This is a genomic window from Flavobacterium sp. FlaQc-57 (assembly GCF_044007395.1).
GTDB lineage: Bacteria > Bacteroidota > Bacteroidia > Flavobacteriales > Flavobacteriaceae > Flavobacterium.
Map to the genome: position 1 here is coordinate 318,786 of NZ_JBIPDA010000007.1, position 18,870 is coordinate 337,655.

The 18,870-nt window shown below is 33.8% G+C and carries 19 protein-coding genes and 1 pseudogene; 12 read left to right on the forward strand and 8 right to left on the reverse strand.

What is annotated here, in order from left to right; genetic code table 11:
- Positions 1–23: 23 nt before the first annotated feature.
- On the reverse strand, positions 24–818 hold the full coding sequence (locus ACHRVZ_RS20360) for a hypothetical protein (RefSeq protein WP_395424828.1): 795 nt from the start codon (positions 816–818) through the stop codon (positions 24–26).
- A 594-nt stretch (positions 819–1,412) separates the two neighbouring features.
- Between ACHRVZ_RS20360 and purT the strand changes: the two are divergent.
- From purT to ACHRVZ_RS20375, 3 genes and pseudogenes are all read left to right on the forward strand, one after another.
- A pseudogene (gene purT / locus ACHRVZ_RS20365) lies at positions 1,413–2,576 on the forward strand (formate-dependent phosphoribosylglycinamide formyltransferase); the annotation flags it as partial.
- 2 nt (positions 2,577–2,578) lie between these two features.
- Positions 2,579–2,896 (forward strand): DUF6370 family protein, encoded by a 318-nt coding sequence (locus ACHRVZ_RS20370; RefSeq protein WP_395424830.1) that lies wholly within the window; start codon positions 2,579–2,581, stop codon positions 2,894–2,896.
- The gene (locus ACHRVZ_RS20375) at positions 2,896–3,471 is read left to right on the forward strand and encodes a Crp/Fnr family transcriptional regulator (RefSeq protein ID WP_395424832.1); all 576 of its coding nucleotides are present in this window, start codon (positions 2,896–2,898) and stop codon (positions 3,469–3,471) included. Before ACHRVZ_RS20370 ends, ACHRVZ_RS20375 begins: the two co-directional genes overlap by 1 nt.
- Positions 3,472–3,694: 223 nt before the next feature.
- Here ACHRVZ_RS20375 and aceA read toward each other — a convergent pair whose 3' ends face one another.
- A complete protein-coding gene (aceA, locus tag ACHRVZ_RS20380) occupies positions 3,695–4,975 on the reverse strand; it encodes an isocitrate lyase (RefSeq protein WP_395424834.1) in 1,281 nt (426 codons plus the stop codon).
- A gap of 264 nt (positions 4,976–5,239) precedes the next feature.
- The gene (gene aceB, locus ACHRVZ_RS20385) at positions 5,240–6,841 is read right to left on the reverse strand and encodes a malate synthase A (RefSeq protein WP_395424836.1); all 1,602 of its coding nucleotides are present in this window, start codon (positions 6,839–6,841) and stop codon (positions 5,240–5,242) included.
- Between the two features lie 207 nt (positions 6,842–7,048).
- Here aceB and ACHRVZ_RS20390 point away from each other — a divergent pair, with 207 nt between their 5' ends.
- The 5 genes from ACHRVZ_RS20390 to ACHRVZ_RS20410 all read left to right on the forward strand — a co-directional run bounded on the left by ACHRVZ_RS20390 (position 7,049) and on the right by ACHRVZ_RS20410 (position 10,989).
- Entirely contained in the window at positions 7,049–8,530 is a 1,482-nt protein-coding gene (locus ACHRVZ_RS20390) for a helix-turn-helix domain-containing protein (RefSeq protein ID WP_395424838.1), read from the forward strand.
- Positions 8,531–8,536: 6 nt separating this feature from the next.
- A complete protein-coding gene (locus ACHRVZ_RS20395) occupies positions 8,537–8,896 on the forward strand; it encodes a hypothetical protein (protein WP_395424840.1) in 360 nt (119 codons plus the stop codon).
- A gap of 270 nt (positions 8,897–9,166) precedes the next feature.
- Positions 9,167–9,883, forward strand: coding sequence for a pirin family protein (locus ACHRVZ_RS20400; RefSeq protein ID WP_395424842.1), 717 nt, complete (start codon positions 9,167–9,169; stop codon positions 9,881–9,883).
- A gap of 174 nt (positions 9,884–10,057) precedes the next feature.
- Positions 10,058–10,294, forward strand: coding sequence for a (4Fe-4S)-binding protein (locus ACHRVZ_RS20405; protein ID WP_395424844.1), 237 nt, complete (start codon positions 10,058–10,060; stop codon positions 10,292–10,294).
- 161 nt (positions 10,295–10,455) lie between these two features.
- Positions 10,456–10,989, forward strand: coding sequence for a YceI family protein (locus ACHRVZ_RS20410; RefSeq protein ID WP_395424846.1), 534 nt, complete (start codon positions 10,456–10,458; stop codon positions 10,987–10,989).
- A 91-nt stretch (positions 10,990–11,080) separates the two neighbouring features.
- Here ACHRVZ_RS20410 and ACHRVZ_RS20415 read toward each other — a convergent pair whose 3' ends face one another.
- On the reverse strand, positions 11,081–11,941 hold the full coding sequence (locus tag ACHRVZ_RS20415) for a helix-turn-helix domain-containing protein (protein WP_395424847.1): 861 nt from the start codon (positions 11,939–11,941) through the stop codon (positions 11,081–11,083).
- Between the two features lie 184 nt (positions 11,942–12,125).
- On the opposite strand from ACHRVZ_RS20415, the gene ACHRVZ_RS20420 reads away from it, so the two are divergent.
- Together ACHRVZ_RS20420 and fabD are read left to right on the forward strand one after the other, a co-directional pair.
- Positions 12,126–12,488: a DUF983 domain-containing protein gene (locus ACHRVZ_RS20420; RefSeq protein WP_395424848.1), complete on the forward strand. Its 363-nt coding sequence runs from the start codon at positions 12,126–12,128 to the stop codon at positions 12,486–12,488.
- 72 nt (positions 12,489–12,560) lie between these two features.
- Positions 12,561–13,436: an ACP S-malonyltransferase gene (gene fabD, locus ACHRVZ_RS20425; RefSeq protein ID WP_395424849.1), complete on the forward strand. Its 876-nt coding sequence runs from the start codon at positions 12,561–12,563 to the stop codon at positions 13,434–13,436.
- Positions 13,437–13,666: 230 nt separating this feature from the next.
- On the opposite strand, the gene galE is transcribed toward fabD, so the two are convergent.
- The 3 genes from galE to ACHRVZ_RS20440 are packed head-to-tail and all read right to left on the reverse strand — an operon-like array spanning position 13,667 to position 16,269.
- Positions 13,667–14,680: a UDP-glucose 4-epimerase GalE gene (galE, locus tag ACHRVZ_RS20430; protein ID WP_395424850.1), complete on the reverse strand. Its 1,014-nt coding sequence runs from the start codon at positions 14,678–14,680 to the stop codon at positions 13,667–13,669.
- A gap of 11 nt (positions 14,681–14,691) precedes the next feature.
- Entirely contained in the window at positions 14,692–15,132 is a 441-nt protein-coding gene (locus ACHRVZ_RS20435; protein WP_395424851.1) for a nuclear transport factor 2 family protein, read from the reverse strand.
- Between the two features lie 3 nt (positions 15,133–15,135).
- The gene (locus tag ACHRVZ_RS20440) at positions 15,136–16,269 is read right to left on the reverse strand and encodes a DegT/DnrJ/EryC1/StrS family aminotransferase (protein WP_395424852.1); all 1,134 of its coding nucleotides are present in this window, start codon (positions 16,267–16,269) and stop codon (positions 15,136–15,138) included.
- A 135-nt stretch (positions 16,270–16,404) separates the two neighbouring features.
- Here ACHRVZ_RS20440 and ACHRVZ_RS20445 point away from each other — a divergent pair, with 135 nt between their 5' ends.
- The gene (locus tag ACHRVZ_RS20445; RefSeq protein ID WP_395424853.1) at positions 16,405–17,634 is read left to right on the forward strand and encodes a 3-deoxy-D-manno-octulosonic acid transferase; all 1,230 of its coding nucleotides are present in this window, start codon (positions 16,405–16,407) and stop codon (positions 17,632–17,634) included.
- Positions 17,635–17,982: 348 nt separating this feature from the next.
- Positions 17,983–18,195 (forward strand): hypothetical protein, encoded by a 213-nt coding sequence (locus tag ACHRVZ_RS20450; RefSeq protein WP_041517585.1) that lies wholly within the window; start codon positions 17,983–17,985, stop codon positions 18,193–18,195.
- A gap of 119 nt (positions 18,196–18,314) precedes the next feature.
- On the opposite strand, the gene ACHRVZ_RS20455 is transcribed toward ACHRVZ_RS20450, so the two are convergent.
- The gene (locus ACHRVZ_RS20455; RefSeq protein WP_395424854.1) at positions 18,315–18,698 is read right to left on the reverse strand and encodes a DUF1508 domain-containing protein; all 384 of its coding nucleotides are present in this window, start codon (positions 18,696–18,698) and stop codon (positions 18,315–18,317) included.
- Between the last annotated feature and the right edge of the window lie 172 nt (positions 18,699–18,870).

The window sequence follows — 18,870 nt, forward strand, 5'->3', positions numbered from 1 at the left end:
TTTAAGGTATCGCTTTTTTTTATTTATTTCTTTTTTGCCGTTTTTGTTGTAGTCTTTATCGGCGTCTTAGTAGCCGTTTTTACTTTTGCAGCCTTCTCTTCTTCTTTTTGAACCACTTTTTTTAACGGTCTCACATTATACAAATTCACAACTTTTTCAATATCATCGTATTTGTATTCTTTATCCTGAATTTTTTTCGCAATTTCAGCATTGTCACTAAAATAATAAGCACCATACTCCTTAAAAAAAACATTAAATCCGGCAGAAAAACCATTTGAACTTACTGAAACCAAAACCGGATAATCCTCATTACTTCTTTTCAAATAATGATTAACATCCTTACTAACCACTTCCATTTTAGGCTCCTTTATCTTTTCATTAGTCCCCTCATCCTTCACCTTAACTTCCTTAATTCCATATTCCTCACCACCTAAAAACAAAGAAGCTTTACCCTCAATGGTTTTACAGATCCAGCTTTCGTTAATAATTTTAAATTCCGTACCCTTCTTTTTATACACTTTTGTTTTTGTCCATAAAAAAGTATAGCTCAGTTTTTTATTACCATCAAAAATCTGAATTGAATCTAAATCTTTACTTGCATATTTTTCATTTTCCTCGCCAACTTTAATTTTTACTTTTTTATCAGCAGAACCCGGAAACTTAACCAATCCACTTATTTTTTGTTTGTCTTTTTTAAAAACAATTGCATCAGCCTTTTGTTCTCCCATTCCAAATTTAAACGTAATTCCTGCTGATTGTGCTTGCGACAACGAGGTAATACATAAAACACTCATTATTAAAAAAAAATTTACTCTCATGATTTTTTGGGGTTTTATTTATAAGCCCGCAAATATAGAAATATAGAATCGCTTAAAAGAGAGTTTCACATCAGTCAATCACGAAGTTATTTTATAATTATTAACAAAAAATTATACCTAAAAATAATTTGGGCGTGTCCCTCCGGGTCGGGCTATCCGCTGCAAATCCTCGCACTTCCTTCGTCAGGCTGTGGGCTTTCCACTTCTATCCCTCACGCAAAACGTAAAACAAGAACTTTTACGTTTATAATTTTTCATAATCTTGTCATTTCAACCGAAGGAGACCCGAGCGATAGCGAACAGGCGAAGCAAATCAAACTCGGGATTCGACAAAGATTGGCGCTTTTAAGAACAGAGTTTCTAGTGTGATTTCTCCCTTCGGTCGAAATGACAAACTTTTTGGTTATTTAATTTAAAAATTAAATCCCACTTAAATTAAATCTGCTCGATCTGCAAAATCTGCAAGAGAAATTCCCTGCAAGCTATTTTTTAACTTAAAAACAAAAACTTAGCGTTCTTCGCGTAAATCTTTACGAACTTTGCGGTTAAAAACATTTTTCGCTACTTTTACTACTCCATTATTTAGAACACTCCAAAATGAAAATACTACTCCTCGGTTCAGGCGAATTAGGCAAAGAATTTGTCATCGCCGCACAACGAATCGGACAAACCATAATTGCTGTTGATAGTTACGAAAATGCTCCGGCAATGCAAGTAGCTCACGGATTCGAAGTAATCAACATGCTCGATGGCAATGCTCTTGACCGAATCGTAGCCAAACACCAACCAGATTTCATCGTTCCTGAAATAGAAGCCATTCGTACCGAACGTTTTTACGATTACGAAAAACAAGGTATCACCGTTGTTCCATCAGCGAAAGCGGCAAACTTTACCATGAATCGCAAAGCCATTCGTGATTTAGCGTCAAAAGAATTAGGTTTAAAAACAGCCGAATATCAATACGCAACCTCAGCCGAAGAACTGCAAAAAGCCGTTCAGGAAATTGGAATTCCGTGCGTAGTAAAACCTTTAATGTCTTCTTCCGGGAAAGGACAATCGACTATAAAAGCCGAGAGTGATATCGAAAAAGCATGGCAATATGCCGTTGCGGGTTCTCGTGGCGATGTTATCGAAGTTATTGTAGAAGCTTTTATTGATTTCAATTCGGAGATTACACTTTTAACGATTACGCAAAATAATAATCCAACACTATTTTGCGCTCCAATTGGTCACAGACAAGAACGTGGCGATTATCAGGAAAGCTGGCAACCTGCTTTAATTTCAGAAAAAGATCTATATGAAGCACAAGATATGGCCGAAAAAATTACGGAAGCACTCGGTGGTGCAGGACTTTTTGGCGTTGAATTTTTCCTGACCAATGACGGCGTTTATTTCTCTGAACTTTCTCCTCGCCCGCACGATACCGGAATGGTAACTTTGGCAGGAACACAGAATTTTAATGAATTCGAATTGCATTTGCGTGCCATTTTAAGTCTTCCTATTTTCGAAATTACTTTAGAAAAAGCTGGAGCAAGTGCTGTAATTCTGGCCTCTGAAGATTCTGCAAATCCAACTTTTACCGGAATCGAAAAAGTAGCTGCTTTACCTAAAACCGACTTCCGTATCTTTGGAAAACCAACATCAAGACCTTATCGCCGAATGGGCGTTATTTTAAGTTACGATTCATTGGCAACTCCAATCGAAGAAATTGTAGAACGCGCCAAAACAACTTCAAAACTAATAACTGTAAACTCTTAAAAATGAAAAAAGCACTACTTATATTATTCCTATTTGTTGGAATCGCAACACAAGCTCAAAGCAAAAAAACAACCGAAAAACCTCAAATTGTAGAAACAGCTTGCGGCGAATGTCAATTTGGTATGAAAGGCAAAAGTTGTGATTTAGCCGTTCGTATTGACGGTAAACCTTATTTTGTAGACGGAACAACAATCGATGAACACGGCGACGCACATGCTGAAGATGGTTTTTGCAATAAAATTAGAAAAGCATCTGTTACCGGAAAAGTAGAGAATGGTCGTTTTAAAGCTACTTCATTCACTTTGTTAAAAGAAAAATAATGGAGTTAATTCTTGAAAATATTGCCAAACACGTTTCGTTAACTCCTGAAGAACAAGCTCACTTTTTATCTAAAATAGAAACCAAAACGTACAAAGCCAAAACTATTTTATTAAATGCCGGCGAAGTATGCAAACATTCTTATTTTGTAAACTCTGGAATTTTAAGAAGTTTCAACATTAACGACAATATCGTCGAACATGTTTTATCATTTGCTTGCGCAGGTTGGTGGATGAGTGATATGTACAGCTTTTTTTCGCAAAAACCAGGGCAGCTTTTTATAGAAGTTTTAGAAGATGCAGAAGTAGTTTCACTTTCTAAAGAAAATCAGGAACAATTGTATCTTGACATTCCAAAATTAGAGCGTTTTTTTAGAATTTTAATCGAAAACTCATTAGTTGCGAATCAACAGCGATTAATGGATAATTTGAGTTTACCTGCTGAAGAACGTTTTGAAAAATTCTGTAAAAAATACGGAACATTAGTTCACAAAGTTCCTCAAAAACAAATCGCTTCTTTCATTGGCGTTACTCCAGAATTTTTCAGTAAAATGAAAGCTCGACTTTTGAAGAAGTGATTTTATTGCCACAGATTTCACAGATTAAAATGATTAAAAAAAAATGTTGCCACGAATTTCTCGAATTCACGCGAATTTTAATGCAATTTTTGTATCAATTTAATTTGTTTGAATTCGTGAAATTCGTGGCGAAAAAAAACTTTTAATCTGTGAATCTCGATAGCTATCGGGAGTGTCTATAAAAAACAAAAAACCAGTTCAATGAACTGGTTTTTATTTTGAATTAAAATTGCTCAACCTCAGTAGAATGTTTCATTGCTGTTGTTGTTGATTTCCCTATTGTTACAGTATTTTGCACCGCATCAAAATAAGAAGTCCCAACAAAAGCCTGATGTTTTACAGCTCTGAATCCGCTTTTCTGTAAAGCAAATTCGCGTTCCTGTAATTCAGAATATCCTGCCATTCCGCGTTCTTTGTATGCTTTAGACAATTCGAACATACTTGTATTTAAAGCATGGAATCCCGCCAAAGTAATGAACTGGAATTTATATCCCATTGCAGCCAAATCTTCTCTAAATGTTTCCATTTCTGCCACTGATAATTTTGCAGCCCAGTTGAAAGATGGAGAGCAATTGTATGCTAACATTTTATCCGGAAATTCTTTTTTCATGGCATCCGCAAACTTTTTAGCATAAATCAAATCCGGATTACTGGTTTCCATCCAAATCAAATCTGCATACGGCGCATAACTCAATCCTCTTGCAATTCCCTGATCGATTCCGCTATTTACATAGAAGAAACCTTCGTTAGTTTTTTCTCCTGTAATAAATTTAGCATCTCTTGGGTCAGCGTCACTTGTTAATAAATTAGCTGCATCAGCATCTGTTCTTGCAACAATCAAAGTCGAAACTCCCATAACATCTGAAGCCAAACGTGCTGCAATCAATTTATTAATCGCTTCCTGAGTTGGCACTAAAACTTTCCCTCCCAAATGTCCGCATTTTTTAGCAGAACTCAATTGATCTTCAAAATGAACTCCTGAAGCCCCCGCTTCAATCATTGATTTCATAAGTTCAAAAGCATTTAGATTTCCGCCAAAACCAGCTTCGGCATCAGCCACAATCGGAACTAAGTAATCTTTTTTATCTTCAACATTGTTTACGGTCTGAATTTGATCAGCACGCAACAAAGCATTGTTTATTTTTTTTACCACCATTGGTACACTATTTACCGGATAAAGCGATTGATCCGGGTACATTTCGCCAGCCAAATTTGCATCGGCAGCAACTTGCCAGCCACTTAAGTAAATCGCTTCAAGACCAGCGTCGACTTCCTGAATCGCCTGATTTCCAGTTAACGCGCCCAACCCAGCAACATAATCCTGACTTTTTAACTTTCTCCATAATTTTTGCGCTCCCATTTTGGCAATAGAGTGCTCAATTTGATACGACCCTTGAAGCGTAACTACTTCTGTTGCTGTGTAAGGACGTTCAACACCTTTCCATCTTGGGTTCGTAATCCAATCGTTAATCAATTCCTGAATTCTGTCTTCTGTTGTTTTCATAAATAGTATAGTTAAAGTGGTTAGTGAGTAAAGTTTTCAGTCGCAGTTTTAAGTTTTCAGTTTCTACTTAGTCTCAAAAAAGAATATTAATTGTTATGTTGAGTTTTTAAACACATAGCAACATAGCCTTTCTTTATGGTAAAGGCATTTCATTTGTTTAAACAAACATAGCTATGTGTGAAAATCTAGATTTTTTTTAAAACTCTTTTTTATCACATTAAAACCTATGTTTCTATGTGTTTTTAAAAAAAAATCAACGTTTTATTATAAATATTTGTAGCAAGGAATGGTCAGGAAATCAACGAAATCAGCATTAACTACTAATCGGTCTAAAACTTTTTCGGCTAAAGGAAATTGTCGTTTTTCGTAAATTTCTTCTCCTAATTCGTCTTTGATTTTTTTAAATTCATCTAAAGCCAATTCATGATAGTAAGCCAAATTCAATGTTTTACCATTATCTAAAGTCACTTTATTCTGAAGCCATTGCCACAATTGCGATCTCGAAATTTCGGCCGTTGCCGCATCTTCCATTAAATTGTGTAACGCTGCCGCTCCTTGTCCATTTAGCCATGAAGCCAAATACAAAACTCCAACATTGATATTTTTACGAACGCCATTTTCCGTTATGATTCCGATTGGTGGTTCAATCAAATCAGCTTCTGTAATTTTTCGATGTTCTCTTTTTATATGAATCTGATTAGGAGTTGGCATTCCTTTATCAAAAATTTCTTTTGCTATTGCAACCAAATCAGGATGCGCCACCCAAGTTCCGTCATGACCATTTCTAACTTCACGTTCTTTATCTGTTTTTACTTTTGCAAAAGCGACAGCATTGGCTTCTTCATTATTTTTAATCGGAATTTGTGCTGCCATTCCGCCAATCGCATGAATTCCTCTTTTATGACATCTTTGAATTACTAAATTCGAATAAGCATTCATAAAAGGTGAAGTCATATTTACCTGATCGCGGTCGGGAACAATAAACTTTGGATTCTTGCGAAATTTTTTGATGTAAGAGAAAATATAATCCCAACGACCGCAATTCAATCCTACAATATGTTCTTTCAATTCATAAATAATTTCATCTAACTGAAAACTCGCTGTTATCGTTTCAATTAAAACCGTCACTTTTATGGTTCCTCGTTCTAATTTTAAATAATCTTCGGTAAAATCAATTACATTGTTCCACCAGCGTGCTTCTAAATAATGCTCTAACTTTGGAATGTAGAAGTATGGCCCGGAATTATTTTCTAAAAGCCTTTTGTGATTATGAAAAACATACAATCCAAAATCTACCAACGAACCTGAAACTTCTTTCCCTTCAATTAAAAGATGCTTTTCAGGCAAATGCAAACCACGTGGACGCACAATTAGTGTTGCGATTTTTTCATTTAATTGATACGATTTGTTTTTAGCTGAGTCTGTAAAAGATATCGTTTGGTTTACAGCATCAATTAAATTCACTTGTCCATCCATTAAATTCTGCCAGGTAGGAGAAGTACTGTCTTCAAAATCAGCCATAAATGTTTTGGCACCAGAATTCAATGCATTGATAATCATTTTACGATCAACGGGTCCGGTAATTTCTACTCTTCTATCTAACAAATCTTTAGGGATTTCTCCAGCTACCCAATTACTTTCTCTGACAGTTTTAGTTTCTGCTGGAAAAGTGGGCATTACTCCCTGATCAAAAGTGACTTGTTTTTGCTCGCGTTGCAGTAACAATAATTTTCGTTGCGAATCGAATTTTCGATGCAAATCGATTATAAAAACAATCGCTTCTTCAGTCCAGATCTGTGGATAAGAATGGTTCTTTTCGGCTAAAAATTCCATTGCCGTTTCGGTAATTTCTAATTGGTTTTTCATAGCTGCGTATTTTATTTTCATTAGTAATAATGTTATTGCTATTATCAAACATTATCCATTTTAATATTTTTTATTAATAACAATTTCACATCTAATAATTTCTACACCACAATATTAGAAAAAAGTTTTACACAAAACAAGCGAACGTTCGCTAAATGTTTAAAATTATTTTTTGGCGATTATTTTTCAAATCACTATATTTGATATATGGATATCGAAAAAGACTATATAAAGCTGATATTTGGGCTAAAATTGAAGCAAGTTAGAACCCAAAAAAATCTTTCACTTTTTGGCTTAGCTAAACTGACAAATCTTTCAAAATCGTACTTAAACGAGATTGAAAAGGGAAAAAAATATCCAAAAACAGATAAAATTTTACTTCTATGCGAACATTTGGACATTACTTACGACCAAATGGTATCATTAAAACTCGATAACAACCTTGCTCCGATTGGCGAAATCCTAAAATCGGGTATTTTAAAAGAAATTCCGCTGGAGCTTTTTGGCATTCAAGAGGCCGATTTAATCGATATTATTGCAAATGCTCCTGCCAAAGTCAATGCATTTATTAGTACGATTATCGAAATTGCTCAACATTATAATTTAAGTAGAGAAAGTTTCTTTTTAGCCGCTTTACGTTCCTATCAGGAAGCACACAGTAATTATTTTGAAGATCTGGAAGAGAAAGTAATTGCGTTTTCAAAATCCTTCCAAATCAACTTAGATTCTAAAATCAGTATTGAAGAACTGGAAGCTATTCTAAAAGAAGAATACGAATACACTATAAAAGAAATTGCTTTTACAGATCAGGAAGCTTTAGAAGATTTGCGTTCTATTTATGTTCCAAAAAGCAAAACATTATTGCTTTCAACAGAAATAGACAATCCTCAAAGAGCCTTTATATTAGCAAAAGAAATTGCTTACAACTACATGAATTTATCTGACCGTTTATTGACGTTTAGTTGGATTAAATTTGAAAACTTCGATCAGGTTTTACATAATTTCTATGCATCTTATTTTGCCGGAGCACTACTTCTGCCAAGACAATTGATTGTAGACAAAATCAATAACTTCCTGAACAATGAAAAACCAAATCCGGAAGAATTTGTCGCTTTAATAGAAAGTTTCGAGGTTTCGCCGGAATCGTTCTACCAGAGATTAACCAATTTACTACCGAAAGATTTTCATCTAAAAAACTTATTCTTTTTAAGAATGTCTCATAAAATCGGTTCTGATTTTTATCAGATTAAAAAAGAATTACACATTACAAATCAACAAGAACCGCACGCGAACGAAACAAACGAACATTATTGCAGAAGATGGGTTTCTGTAAAAACCATTGACGAAGCAATCAAACAAAACAAACCTCATTTTTTTGATGCCCAAATCTCAAGTTATGTTCATAGCGGAAATGAATATCTGGTTTTTTCATCGGCCACAAAAGATCCATTTGTAAAAGATAACATTCGCAGTATTTCTGTTGGAATTTTAATTAATCCAACAATGAAAAAGAAATTTAAATTCATTGAAGGAAAACCATTAGTTAAAAGAATTGTTGGTGTTACCTGCGAAACTTGCGATGTAAAAGATTGTCTCGAAAGAGTTGCGCCGCCAATTGCGTTAGAAAAGAAAAAACGCCATGAGAATACAGATGCGGTTGTACAGCAGTTTATAAATCAATATAGTTAAAACGTTATGAAATATTTTGCCTTAATAATCACTTTCCTTTTTATTAACTTAAACCCGAAAACAGACAAAATTACTGGCCGTTACAATTATTTAATAGAAGATAACAATACCTATATTCTAAAAGATAAAATCACTTTTAACGATAGCATTTTTGCTTTTGACAACAAATATATGCCTAAAGGAAAAGTTTCTTATGGCGATGTAATAATACTTGATAATTTCATAAATACTGATTTAATTATAAGTATTTCAAAAGATCAAATTAAAAAAGATACTATTGATTTTTACATGCATGATAAGAAAAGTTCTTCTGTGAATTATCTTGATATTTCATCAGGAAAAGGGAAATTGATTAAAATTAAGTAATCTAGTTTTTCATACAAGTTTTTAACATAACCACTCATCACAATCTTGTCATCTCGACGAAGGAGAGATCACACCAGAAATTCCGATATTATAATCGCCAATCTTTGTCGAGCTTCTAGTGTGATCTCTCCTTCGTCGAGATGACAAACTGAATAGCAAAAAAAACCTCTAAACCTTGGTACCTCAAAAGAACTTCTTAATCTAGGTTAAGTGCGTTTCATTGGCCTTGATGGTATCTTTGTACTATAAAAATAACAAAATACATAGATCATGGAAAATATAGTATTACACAAAGCAGAAACAAGAGGAAACGCAAATCACGGATGGCTTAACGCATATCATAGTTTTAGTTTTGCTAGCTGGTACAACCCAGAAAGAATTCAGTTTGGAGCACTTAGAGTATTGAACGACGACACGATTGCAGGTGGAATGGGTTTTGGCACTCATCCGCACGATAATATGGAAATCATTACGATTCCACTAGAAGGTGATTTAGCTCACAAAGACAGTATGGGAAATACTGAGATTATCAAAAATGGAGATATTCAGGTGATGAGTGCCGGAACTGGAGTGCAGCATAGTGAGTTTAACCCGAATGCAGATCAGCAAACTAAATTATTGCAAATCTGGTTGTTTCCAAATAAAAGAAACGTTGAACCACGTTACCAACAAATTACTTTGAACGTTGCTGACAGACACAATAAATTGGCACAAATTTTATCGCCTAATGCTGATGATGAAGGGGTTTGGATACATCAAGATGCCTGGTTCAATATGGGTAATTTTGATGCCGGAACTTCTACAGAATATAAAATAAAAAAAGAAGGAAATGGCGTTTACGCTTTCATCTTAAAAGGAAACGTTACTATCAACGGTCAGGAACTAAATACTCGTGATGCTGTTGGAATTTCAGGAACTGACACTTTAAGCATAAAAGCAAACACAGATGCTGAATTTCTTTTAATGGATATTCCTATGAACTATTAATTCATAAAACACAACTAATATTTTTTTCCGATAAACGATAACGAATCTGAATTTCAGATTGTTATCGTTTATTTTTTGCCCACATTTTCCAAAAATAAAAAAAAGAAACATTAATTTTATAGAAGGAAATTGGTCTGACTTTCAAACAAAAACTAAACTTAAAATTTTTCAACCATGAATCCAAACAACCTAAGCAAAGAATATACAAACGGAAAAGTTACAATTGTATGGCAATCCGGAAAATGCATTCATTCTACAAATTGCGTCAAAAACAATCCCGATGTCTTTCATCCAAAAGAAAAACCCTGGATTTTACCTGAAGCTTCGACTTCTGAAAAAATTATTGAAACCGTAAAAAAATGTCCTTCGGGAGCTTTGACTTATTATTTAAACAATAAAGATCAAGACTAAATATATTTTTATAATCTCAAGAGAGACCTAAAAAGTTTTATCCCGAAGCTTCGGGACTTTTAGGTCTTTTTTATTTCTTAATCTAGGTTAAGTGCGTTAAGCTCACTACCAACGTAACTTTGTCTTATCAAAATGAAATTAATATTTAAAAAATAAAAACTATGGCAACTACAAAATGGTCAATTGACCCAACACATTCAGAAATTGGTTTTAAAGTTAAGCACATGATGTTTACAAATGTTTCAGGTAAATTTGGAACTTACGACGCAACAATTACTACAGACGGAGACAACTTCGAAAATGCAGATATTCAGTTTTCCGGAGATATCGCTTCAATCGACACTGCAAATGCAGACAGAGATGGTCACCTAAGAAGTGGAGATTTCTTCGATGCTGAAAATCATCCAAAATTAATCTTTAAAGGTTCTTCATTCAAAAAAGTAAATGATGGAGAATTTGAATTAACTGGAGATTTAAAAATAAAAGACGTTTCAAAACCTGTAAAATTTCCTGTAGAATTTAGCGGAATCATGACTGACCCTTGGGGAAATACAAAAGTAGGTTTAAGTATTGAAGGTAAAATTAATCGTAAAGACTGGGGTTTAAACTGGAACTCTGCTCTTGAAACTGGTGGTGTTTTAGTTGGCGAAGAAGTTCGTTTGAACATCGAATTACAATTTGCAAAACAAGCTTAATTCATTAAGAATAGATTTAATTTGGTTGGTTATAAAATCCTGTACTTTTCAAGTACGGGATTTTTGCTTTTAGGAGCGGAGTCGAAGCCCTTTATTTTATATTTCGAAATTCAGTTGGCGACATTCCGGTTTGCTTTTTAAAGAATCTGGAGAAATACGAATAATCCTCGTAACCCACTTTAAATGCCACTTCATTTACAGCTAATTGTTTATCGATCAGCATTCTTTTTATCTCTAAAACTACTCGGTCTGTAATCACTTCTGTAGCTGTTTTTTGTAGAATTTCGTTGCAAATTCTATTTAAATGTTTCAACGTTATATTTAGCTTTTCTGCATAGAAAGAAGGCAGTTTTTCAGTTCTAAAATATTCCTCTAAAATTGATTCAAACTTATTTATTTTAATGTTGTACGAATGTGTTTGATGTGAATATGTTTCACTATACTTACGTGCAATCTCAATATGAATACAATCTAACAAATTCAACATTTTATCAAGCTGATATTTATTTCCTTCACTGTTTTCCTGAATCAGTAAATCAAAATAGGGTAGAATTTTCGGGATTTCCTTTTCTTCAAAAACCATTTCCGGCCGATTATGAATGGAATGATAAAAATTATACTCGTTGATTTTTTTTTGCCCAAAATACAGATTGTACAATTCCTGCGAAAAAATAATCACAAAACCTTCAATGTTTTCAGATAAACTCCAATGATGCATTTGTCCGGGCTGCAACACAAACAGACTTCCTCTTTTTATTTCGAATTGATCAAAATCTACCTCATGCTGCCCCGAACCTTTCGTGAAAAATACCATTAAATAAGAATCATGACGATGTGGTTCCTCAACAAAACTATGGCTTTTTAGATGCTCCTTGAACGTATTTACATAAAAATCACGGTGAATATCATTACAGCTAAAATTCTGAACACTATAAACTGGATACTTTTTCATATATGTAGCATTTATTTTTTGTTGGTCATATAAGCGATCGTCCTATCACGTTTTTTATCTACAAAGTCGTTTAAGGTGGCGATATCATAATAAATGTCTTTATTGTGCTATAAGTAGCGAAGATATAAAAAAGACTTTTATCCTGCTCTGAATTACCTTTGTATAAATAAAAAACAACAAGATCATGTCAAATGCATTAACTCATATTTTTAAAAACGAATGTCCTATTTGTCATAAAGGAAAAGTCTTTAAAGACAAAAATATTTTCCTGAATTTCGGCTTTCCAAAAATGAATGAATATTGCAGTCATTGTAATTATAAATTTCAAAAAGAACCCGGTTATTTCTTTGGCGCCATGTACGTAAATTACGGACTAACAGTTGCTCAGGGAATTGCAACCTATTGTATTGCACAATTTTTCTTTGAGAAAAACTTCGATTTAAGAATCATTCCAATTATTGCTGTTGTCATTACTTTACTCACTTCTTTTAATCTTCGATTTTCAAGATTAGCATGGATTTACATGTTTAAGGATTATACGAAATAAAAAAATGCTATTTTTGCTTTCCAATTGAAGCTAATTTTCAATTTCAAAAAAAATAAAAATTAAATTAGACAAATGAAAGCATACGTATTTCCAGGTCAAGGCGCACAATTTACAGGAATGGGCAAAGACTTATATGAAAACTCGGCTTTAGCCAAAGAATTATTCGAAAAAGCTAATGAAATTTTAGGTTTTAGAATTACAGATATTATGTTTGAAGGTACTGCCGAAGAACTAAAAGAGACTAAAGTTACTCAACCTGCTGTATTTTTACACTCAGTTATTTTAGCTAAAACTTTAGGCGAAGATTTTAAACCAGAAATGGTTGCAGGACATTCTTTAGGAGAATTCTCTGCATTGGTTGCCAACGGAACTTTATCTTTTGAAGATGGTCTTAAATTAGTTTCTCAACGTGCTTTAGCCATGCAAAAAGCCTGTGAAATTACTCCATCAACAATGGCTGCAGTTTTAGGTTTAGCAGACAATATTGTTGAAGAGGTTTGTGCTTCTATCGACGGAATTGTGGTTGCTGCAAATTACAACTGTCCTGGACAATTAGTAATTTCAGGAGAAACTACGGCTGTTGAAAAAGCTTGTGAAGCTATGAAAGCTGCAGGAGCAAAACGTGCTTTAATTTTACCTGTTGGAGGAGCTTTTCACTCACCAATGATGGAACCGGCAAGAGAAGAATTGGCTGCTGCAATTGAAGCAACTACATTCGCTACTCCGATTTGCCCAGTTTACCAAAACGTTACAGCAAATGCTGTTTCTGATGCAAACGAAATCAAAAAGAACTTAATCATTCAATTGACTGCTCCAGTAAAATGGACACAATCTGTACAACAAATGATTGCCGACGGCGCTACTTTGTTTACTGAAGTTGGTCCAGGAAAAGTATTAGCTGGTTTAATTAATAAAATTGACAAAGAAGCGGTTACTGCTAATGCTTAATTCTTAGTATTCAGTTTCGGTCGCAGTTTTCAGCTTAAAAAACTATAACTATAAAAAATCCTCATAACGAAATGTTTATGAGGATTTTTTTGTTTGTAGTTGTGTTTTTTATAGATAATATATATCGTAGAGACGCACTGCTGTGCGTCTACACAACGTTTATAATTATAGATTTACAAGACGTAAGACGCACTGCTGTGCGCCTCTACAGCGACTGTGACTAAAAACTATTAAGAACGAATCTTCTGTTCCCATTTCCAGGCACTTGCCATCGCTTCATCTAAGCTTAATTGTGCTTTCCAGCCTAAAACATTATTTGCTTTATCTGTATTAGCATAAGCTTCTGTGATATCACCCTCGCGGCGTGGTTTAATTACATATGGTAATTTTTTATCACTTACTTTTTCGAAACTATTAATCACTTCAAGAACTGAACTTCCTTTTCCAGTTCCTAAATTAAAGGTTTCAACTTTCGCTAAATTCTGTTTGTTAAACAAACGCTGCAATGCAATAACGTGTGCTTTTGCTAAGTCAACAACATGAATATAATCACGAACAGCTGTACCATCTGGAGTTGGATAATCATCTCCAAAAACTGACAATTCTTTACGTAACCCTACTCCGGTTTGTGTAATAAAAGGAACTAAGTTCTGCGGAACTCCGATTGGTAATTCGCCTATTTCATTCGTAGGATGCGCTCCAACGGGATTGAAATAACGCAACAAAATCGCACTGATATTTGTTACTTTAGCTGTATCAGTAATAATTTCTTCTCCAATTTTCTTTGTATTTCCGTATGGCGAAATTGGCTGCTGAACGGGAGCATCTTCAGTAATTGGCATTTTTTCGGCTTGACCGTAAACTGTACAAGAAGAACTAAAAATAAAACTCGCTTCCGGTTTTTGTTGTAACTCTTGTAAAAGATACACTAAGGTATTAATATTGTTTTCGTAGTACAATAATGGATTTTCAACACTTTCTCCAACTGCTTTTGAAGCTGCAAAATGAATTACCCCAGTAACATCGTTGTGTTTTTTAAAGAAATCCTGAACTAATGCTTTTTCTCTTAAATCTAACTTTTCGAATAAAGGCGCTTTTCCTGTAATTGCCGTAATTCCGTTTAAAACATCTTCTGAAGAATTTGAAAGATTATCAATTATCACAACTTCGTAGCCTTCATTTTGCAATTCGACTACGGTGTGAGAACCAATAAATCCTAATCCTCCCGTTACTAATACTTTCATTTTGTGGTTGTTTATGTAGTTAATTTGTAAGCTTGTCTGGCAATCAGAATCCAGTTATTCTTTTGTTTTTGCCAAACTAGCATGATTCCTATTTTAATATCTCGATCTATTCCGTCATCTTTGGTATGAGCCGACAAAACATGGCGAACTATTGCCACATTATCCTGAATCGTTATGCTTTGATTTTGAAACTCAATTGTTACAAAATCAGATTTTCCACTAACAATTCCGTCAATAAATTCAGCTTGATTTTGAAAATTACCATTTGAATGAACATAGTTCAATTTTGCAGATGTTAGCGCTTTTAATTTTTCTCCATCAGCATCAATCATTGCTTTACGCAAAACTTCAATACGGTTGGCAACAGCTGTTTCTTCTTTAGAATTTGATTTTTGGGCAAAAACCGAAATTTGAGTCAGAACCAACAAAATTAAAACACAAAACTTCTTCATCATTTATTTGTTTAAAAATTCTAAAACAGAATCGGTAATAAATTTGATTTGTTCATCGTCAAGCTCAGTATGCATTGGCAAAGCAATAACTTCTTTTACCAATTGATTTGTAACTGGAAACTGCTCTTCTTTATAACGAGTATCAACATATGCTTTTTGTGAGTGCAATGGAATTGGATAATAAATGGCACATGGAATGGCTTTATCTAATAAATGCTGCATTAAAGCATCTCTGTCGGCATCTATAATTCGTAATACATATTGATGAAAAACGTGATCATTTTCGTTTGCATCAAATTCCGGAGTAACAATATGAGGATTTCCAGCAAAAGCTGCATTGTATTTTGTAGCTGCCAAACGACGTGCTGCATTATATTCATCTAAAAGTGGTAATTTTGCATTTAAAACCCCAGCCTGAATACTATCTAAACGTGAATTAACCCCAACAACATCATGATGATAACGCTCATACATTCCGTGATTTACGATTCCGCGAATAATATGTGCTAATTTATCATCGTTTGTAAAAATTGCTCCTCCATCTCCATAACATCCTAAATTTTTAGACGGAAAAAATGAAGTTGCCGCAACGTGACCAATAACTCCAACTTTACTTTTTGTTCCTGATTTAGAAATATAATCAGCTCCAATTGCTTGTGCATTATCTTCAATTACATACAAATTATGCTCAGCCGCAATTTCCATAATTGCATCCATATTAGCAGCACGGCCAAATAAATGTACCGGAACAATTGCTTTTGTTTTTGGTGTAATTGCTTTTTTTATCGCCTCAATATCAATATTCATATTTACCATATCAACATCAACCAAAACCGGTGTCAACTGCAATAAAGCAATAACCTCAACAGTTGCTGCAAAAGTAAAATCGGCAGTAATTACCTCATCACCCGGCTTTAAATCCAGTCCCATCATGGCAATCTGCAAAGCATCTGTTCCGTTTGCACAAGGAATCACATGTTTTGCTCCCAAATAATCCTCAAGCTTTTTTTGAAATTGATGAACTAAAGGTCCATTTATATAAGTATTTGTATCTAAAACCTCTTGAATTGAAGCATCAACTGTAGTTTTTATTTTTTCATATTGACTCTTTAAGTCAACCATTTGAATTTTTTTCATTTTCAATATATTTTTAAAATTAAAGACCTGTTTTGAAACGAGAATCTCTAAAAGGAGGAACAAAAATAGTTATTAATACCTTCAAACCAATGAAAATAATCGAAAGAAACGTAATTTAGCCACAAAAATAAACAGATGCTTTTTCTATATAATTTAGTTATTTCTATTGCAGGGTTTTTTCTGAAAATTGTAGCACTTTTTAGTCCGAAAATTAAGCTTTTTACAGAAGGCCGAAAAAATGTTTTTACGATTTTAGAAGAAAAAATAAAGCCAACTGATAAAACTATTTGGTTTCATTCTGCTTCACTTGGCGAGTACGAGCAAGGCTTACCGGTAATTGAAAAAATCAAAGAAAGATATCCTTCACACAAAATCATCGTTACTTTCTTCTCTCCTTCCGGTTATGAAGTACGCAAAAACAACAATGTCGCTGATGTAACTATATATCTCCCTTTAGACACTAAAAGCAATGCCAAAAAGTTTTTAAAACTAACACATCCTGAATTGGTTTTTTTCATCAAATACGAATTTTGGCTGAATTATTTAAGAGAACTCGAAACGAGTAAAACACCCACTTATTTAATTTCAGGAATCTTCAGAGACAGTCAAATGTTTTTTAAATGGTATGGCGGTTTTTACAGAAAAGCGCTAAAGGCTTTCACTTACTTTTTTGTCCAGAATGAAAGCTCTAAAGAAAAAATAGAAGCAATCGGATTTCACAATGTAATCGTTTCCGGAGACACTCGCTTTGATCGTGTAAATGCAATTTTAGAGAGAGACAATACTCTTGATTTTATTGAAAATTTCAAAAACGATTCCCCTACTATAGTTATAGGCAGTTCATGGCCAAAAGACGAAGCTTTATTAGCCGAGTATATTAACGAAGCACCAGAAAATGTAAAATTCATTATAGCGCCACACAATATCAAAGCAGATCAAATTGCGAGTCTCAAATCGCAAATTACAAAATCAACAGTGTTATTCTCAGAAAAAGACAACCTTGACTTATCAAATTACAATGTTTTCATTATAGATACTGTTGGATTATTAACTAAAATCTATAGCTACGGAACAATTGCTTACGTAGGCGGCGGCTTTGGAAACCCCGGAATTCACAATATTCTAGAACCTGCAACATTCGGAATTCCGATTTTAATTGGCCCCAATTACTCTAATTTTGCCGAAGCTGTGCAATTGGTATCGCTTGGCGGATGCATCGTAATCTCGAACAGCAGTGATTTAAAACAGAATTTAAACCGCTTACTTACCGATAAAAGCTTTCTTGAAGAAAAAAGCAACATCTGCAAATCGTATATTCAAGAGAATAAAGGAGCAACAAACTGCATTATGAGCATTGTTCCGTAAGCATTTTATTCAATTAACAACTTATACATTACTATTATCATTCATAAAAGAGCTCAAACGAGCTCTTTTTACTTTTCTTACTTTACCAAATAATCAATTAAAAACAACACAAACCACAATGAAGAGAATAGAAACAGCCAATTCTCTTATTGAATATTCAATAAAAAATAATTTATTCAAAAAATACGATAATAGCACATATATTTTTCGTTTTGGCATATTCTTTGATAATTAAGATAATCGTGAGCAATGAAAATATTTTAAAAAAAAAATAAAAAAATATTTTACATATTAAAAAATTTATATCTTTGCCACGAATTAATAATTAACCTTTTATAATAAAGTAAGATGAAAAAAGTATTTTTAAGTTTAGCTGTTGTTGCTGTTTTAACTGTTGTATCTTGTAAAAAAGCTGACGCTGCAGCTACTGAAGCTGTAGATTCTACTGCTGTTGCTGTTGATTCTGCTGCTGCTGTAGTTGATTCTGCTGCTGCAACTGTTGATTCTGCTGCTGCTAAAGTTGACTCTGCTGCTGCTAAAGTAGAAGAAGTAAAAAAATAATTAGAACCTAGTTTCTAAAAATTTTAAAACCATCCTTGAGATGGTTTTTTTTTGTGATTAATTCTAGAGGTTAATCATGCGCATAAAAAAAGCGATCACCACGGTGATCGCTTTTTTTATTACTCTATTTCTTCTCCAACCTCTTCCTCGACTAACTCATCTTCAAAAATCGACTCACTCGACGAGAAGTCCAAAATCTCCGACCTTGAACCATATGTCACAATCTCCTTTATTCCCTTTTGCAAAAGCAACTCCGTAGTGTATTTACGGCTAGTTGCAAAATGAACCTCACCCAACATCAATTTAAAAAAATACTTCCCTCCAGAACCTTTAAACTTCAAAAACCTAGCCTGATCAATATTTGCTTTAAACCTCTCAATATCCTCCTCACCTTCAAACTTCAATTCGTAACTCAAACTCGTAAATATCACTTTACCTTTCCTGGAAGTAAACACAAACTTATACTCATCATTAAATCGCTTACTTATTACAAAAGCACCCATTTATTATTATTTATTATTTTAGATTGTTGATTTCCGAATTCTTAGATTCTTAGATTCTTAGATTCTTAGATTCTTAGATTCTTAGATTCTTAGATTCTTAGATTCTTAGATTCTTAGATTCTTAGATTCTTAGATTCTTAGATTCTTAGATTCTTAGATTCTTAGATTCTTA

Excerpts from the sequence above, each read along its gene's own strand:
- ACHRVZ_RS20360 (WP_395424828.1), bottom strand. The coding sequence starts at position 818 with ATGAGAGTAAATTTTTTTTTAATAATGAGTGTTTTATGTATTACCTCG.
- ACHRVZ_RS20370 (WP_395424830.1), top strand. The coding sequence starts at position 2,579 with ATGAAAAAAGCACTACTTATATTATTCCTATTTGTTGGAATCGCAACA.
- ACHRVZ_RS20375 (WP_395424832.1), top strand. The coding sequence starts at position 2,896 with ATGGAGTTAATTCTTGAAAATATTGCCAAACACGTTTCGTTAACTCCT.
- aceA (WP_395424834.1), bottom strand. The coding sequence starts at position 4,975 with ATGAAAACAACAGAAGACAGAATTCAGGAATTGATTAACGATTGGATT.
- aceB (WP_395424836.1), bottom strand. The coding sequence starts at position 6,841 with ATGAAAAACCAATTAGAAATTACCGAAACGGCAATGGAATTTTTAGCC.
- ACHRVZ_RS20390 (WP_395424838.1), top strand. The coding sequence starts at position 7,049 with ATGGATATCGAAAAAGACTATATAAAGCTGATATTTGGGCTAAAATTG.
- ACHRVZ_RS20395 (WP_395424840.1), top strand. The coding sequence starts at position 8,537 with ATGAAATATTTTGCCTTAATAATCACTTTCCTTTTTATTAACTTAAAC.
- ACHRVZ_RS20400 (WP_395424842.1), top strand. The coding sequence starts at position 9,167 with ATGGAAAATATAGTATTACACAAAGCAGAAACAAGAGGAAACGCAAAT.
- ACHRVZ_RS20405 (WP_395424844.1), top strand. The coding sequence starts at position 10,058 with ATGAATCCAAACAACCTAAGCAAAGAATATACAAACGGAAAAGTTACA.
- ACHRVZ_RS20410 (WP_395424846.1), top strand. The coding sequence starts at position 10,456 with ATGGCAACTACAAAATGGTCAATTGACCCAACACATTCAGAAATTGGT.
- ACHRVZ_RS20415 (WP_395424847.1), bottom strand. The coding sequence starts at position 11,941 with ATGAAAAAGTATCCAGTTTATAGTGTTCAGAATTTTAGCTGTAATGAT.
- ACHRVZ_RS20420 (WP_395424848.1), top strand. The coding sequence starts at position 12,126 with ATGTCAAATGCATTAACTCATATTTTTAAAAACGAATGTCCTATTTGT.
- fabD (WP_395424849.1), top strand. The coding sequence starts at position 12,561 with ATGAAAGCATACGTATTTCCAGGTCAAGGCGCACAATTTACAGGAATG.
- galE (WP_395424850.1), bottom strand. The coding sequence starts at position 14,680 with ATGAAAGTATTAGTAACGGGAGGATTAGGATTTATTGGTTCTCACACC.
- ACHRVZ_RS20435 (WP_395424851.1), bottom strand. The coding sequence starts at position 15,132 with ATGAAGAAGTTTTGTGTTTTAATTTTGTTGGTTCTGACTCAAATTTCG.
- ACHRVZ_RS20440 (WP_395424852.1), bottom strand. The coding sequence starts at position 16,269 with ATGAAAAAAATTCAAATGGTTGACTTAAAGAGTCAATATGAAAAAATA.
- ACHRVZ_RS20445 (WP_395424853.1), top strand. The coding sequence starts at position 16,405 with ATGCTTTTTCTATATAATTTAGTTATTTCTATTGCAGGGTTTTTTCTG.
- ACHRVZ_RS20450 (WP_041517585.1), top strand. The coding sequence starts at position 17,983 with ATGAAAAAAGTATTTTTAAGTTTAGCTGTTGTTGCTGTTTTAACTGTT.
- ACHRVZ_RS20455 (WP_395424854.1), bottom strand. The coding sequence starts at position 18,698 with ATGGGTGCTTTTGTAATAAGTAAGCGATTTAATGATGAGTATAAGTTT.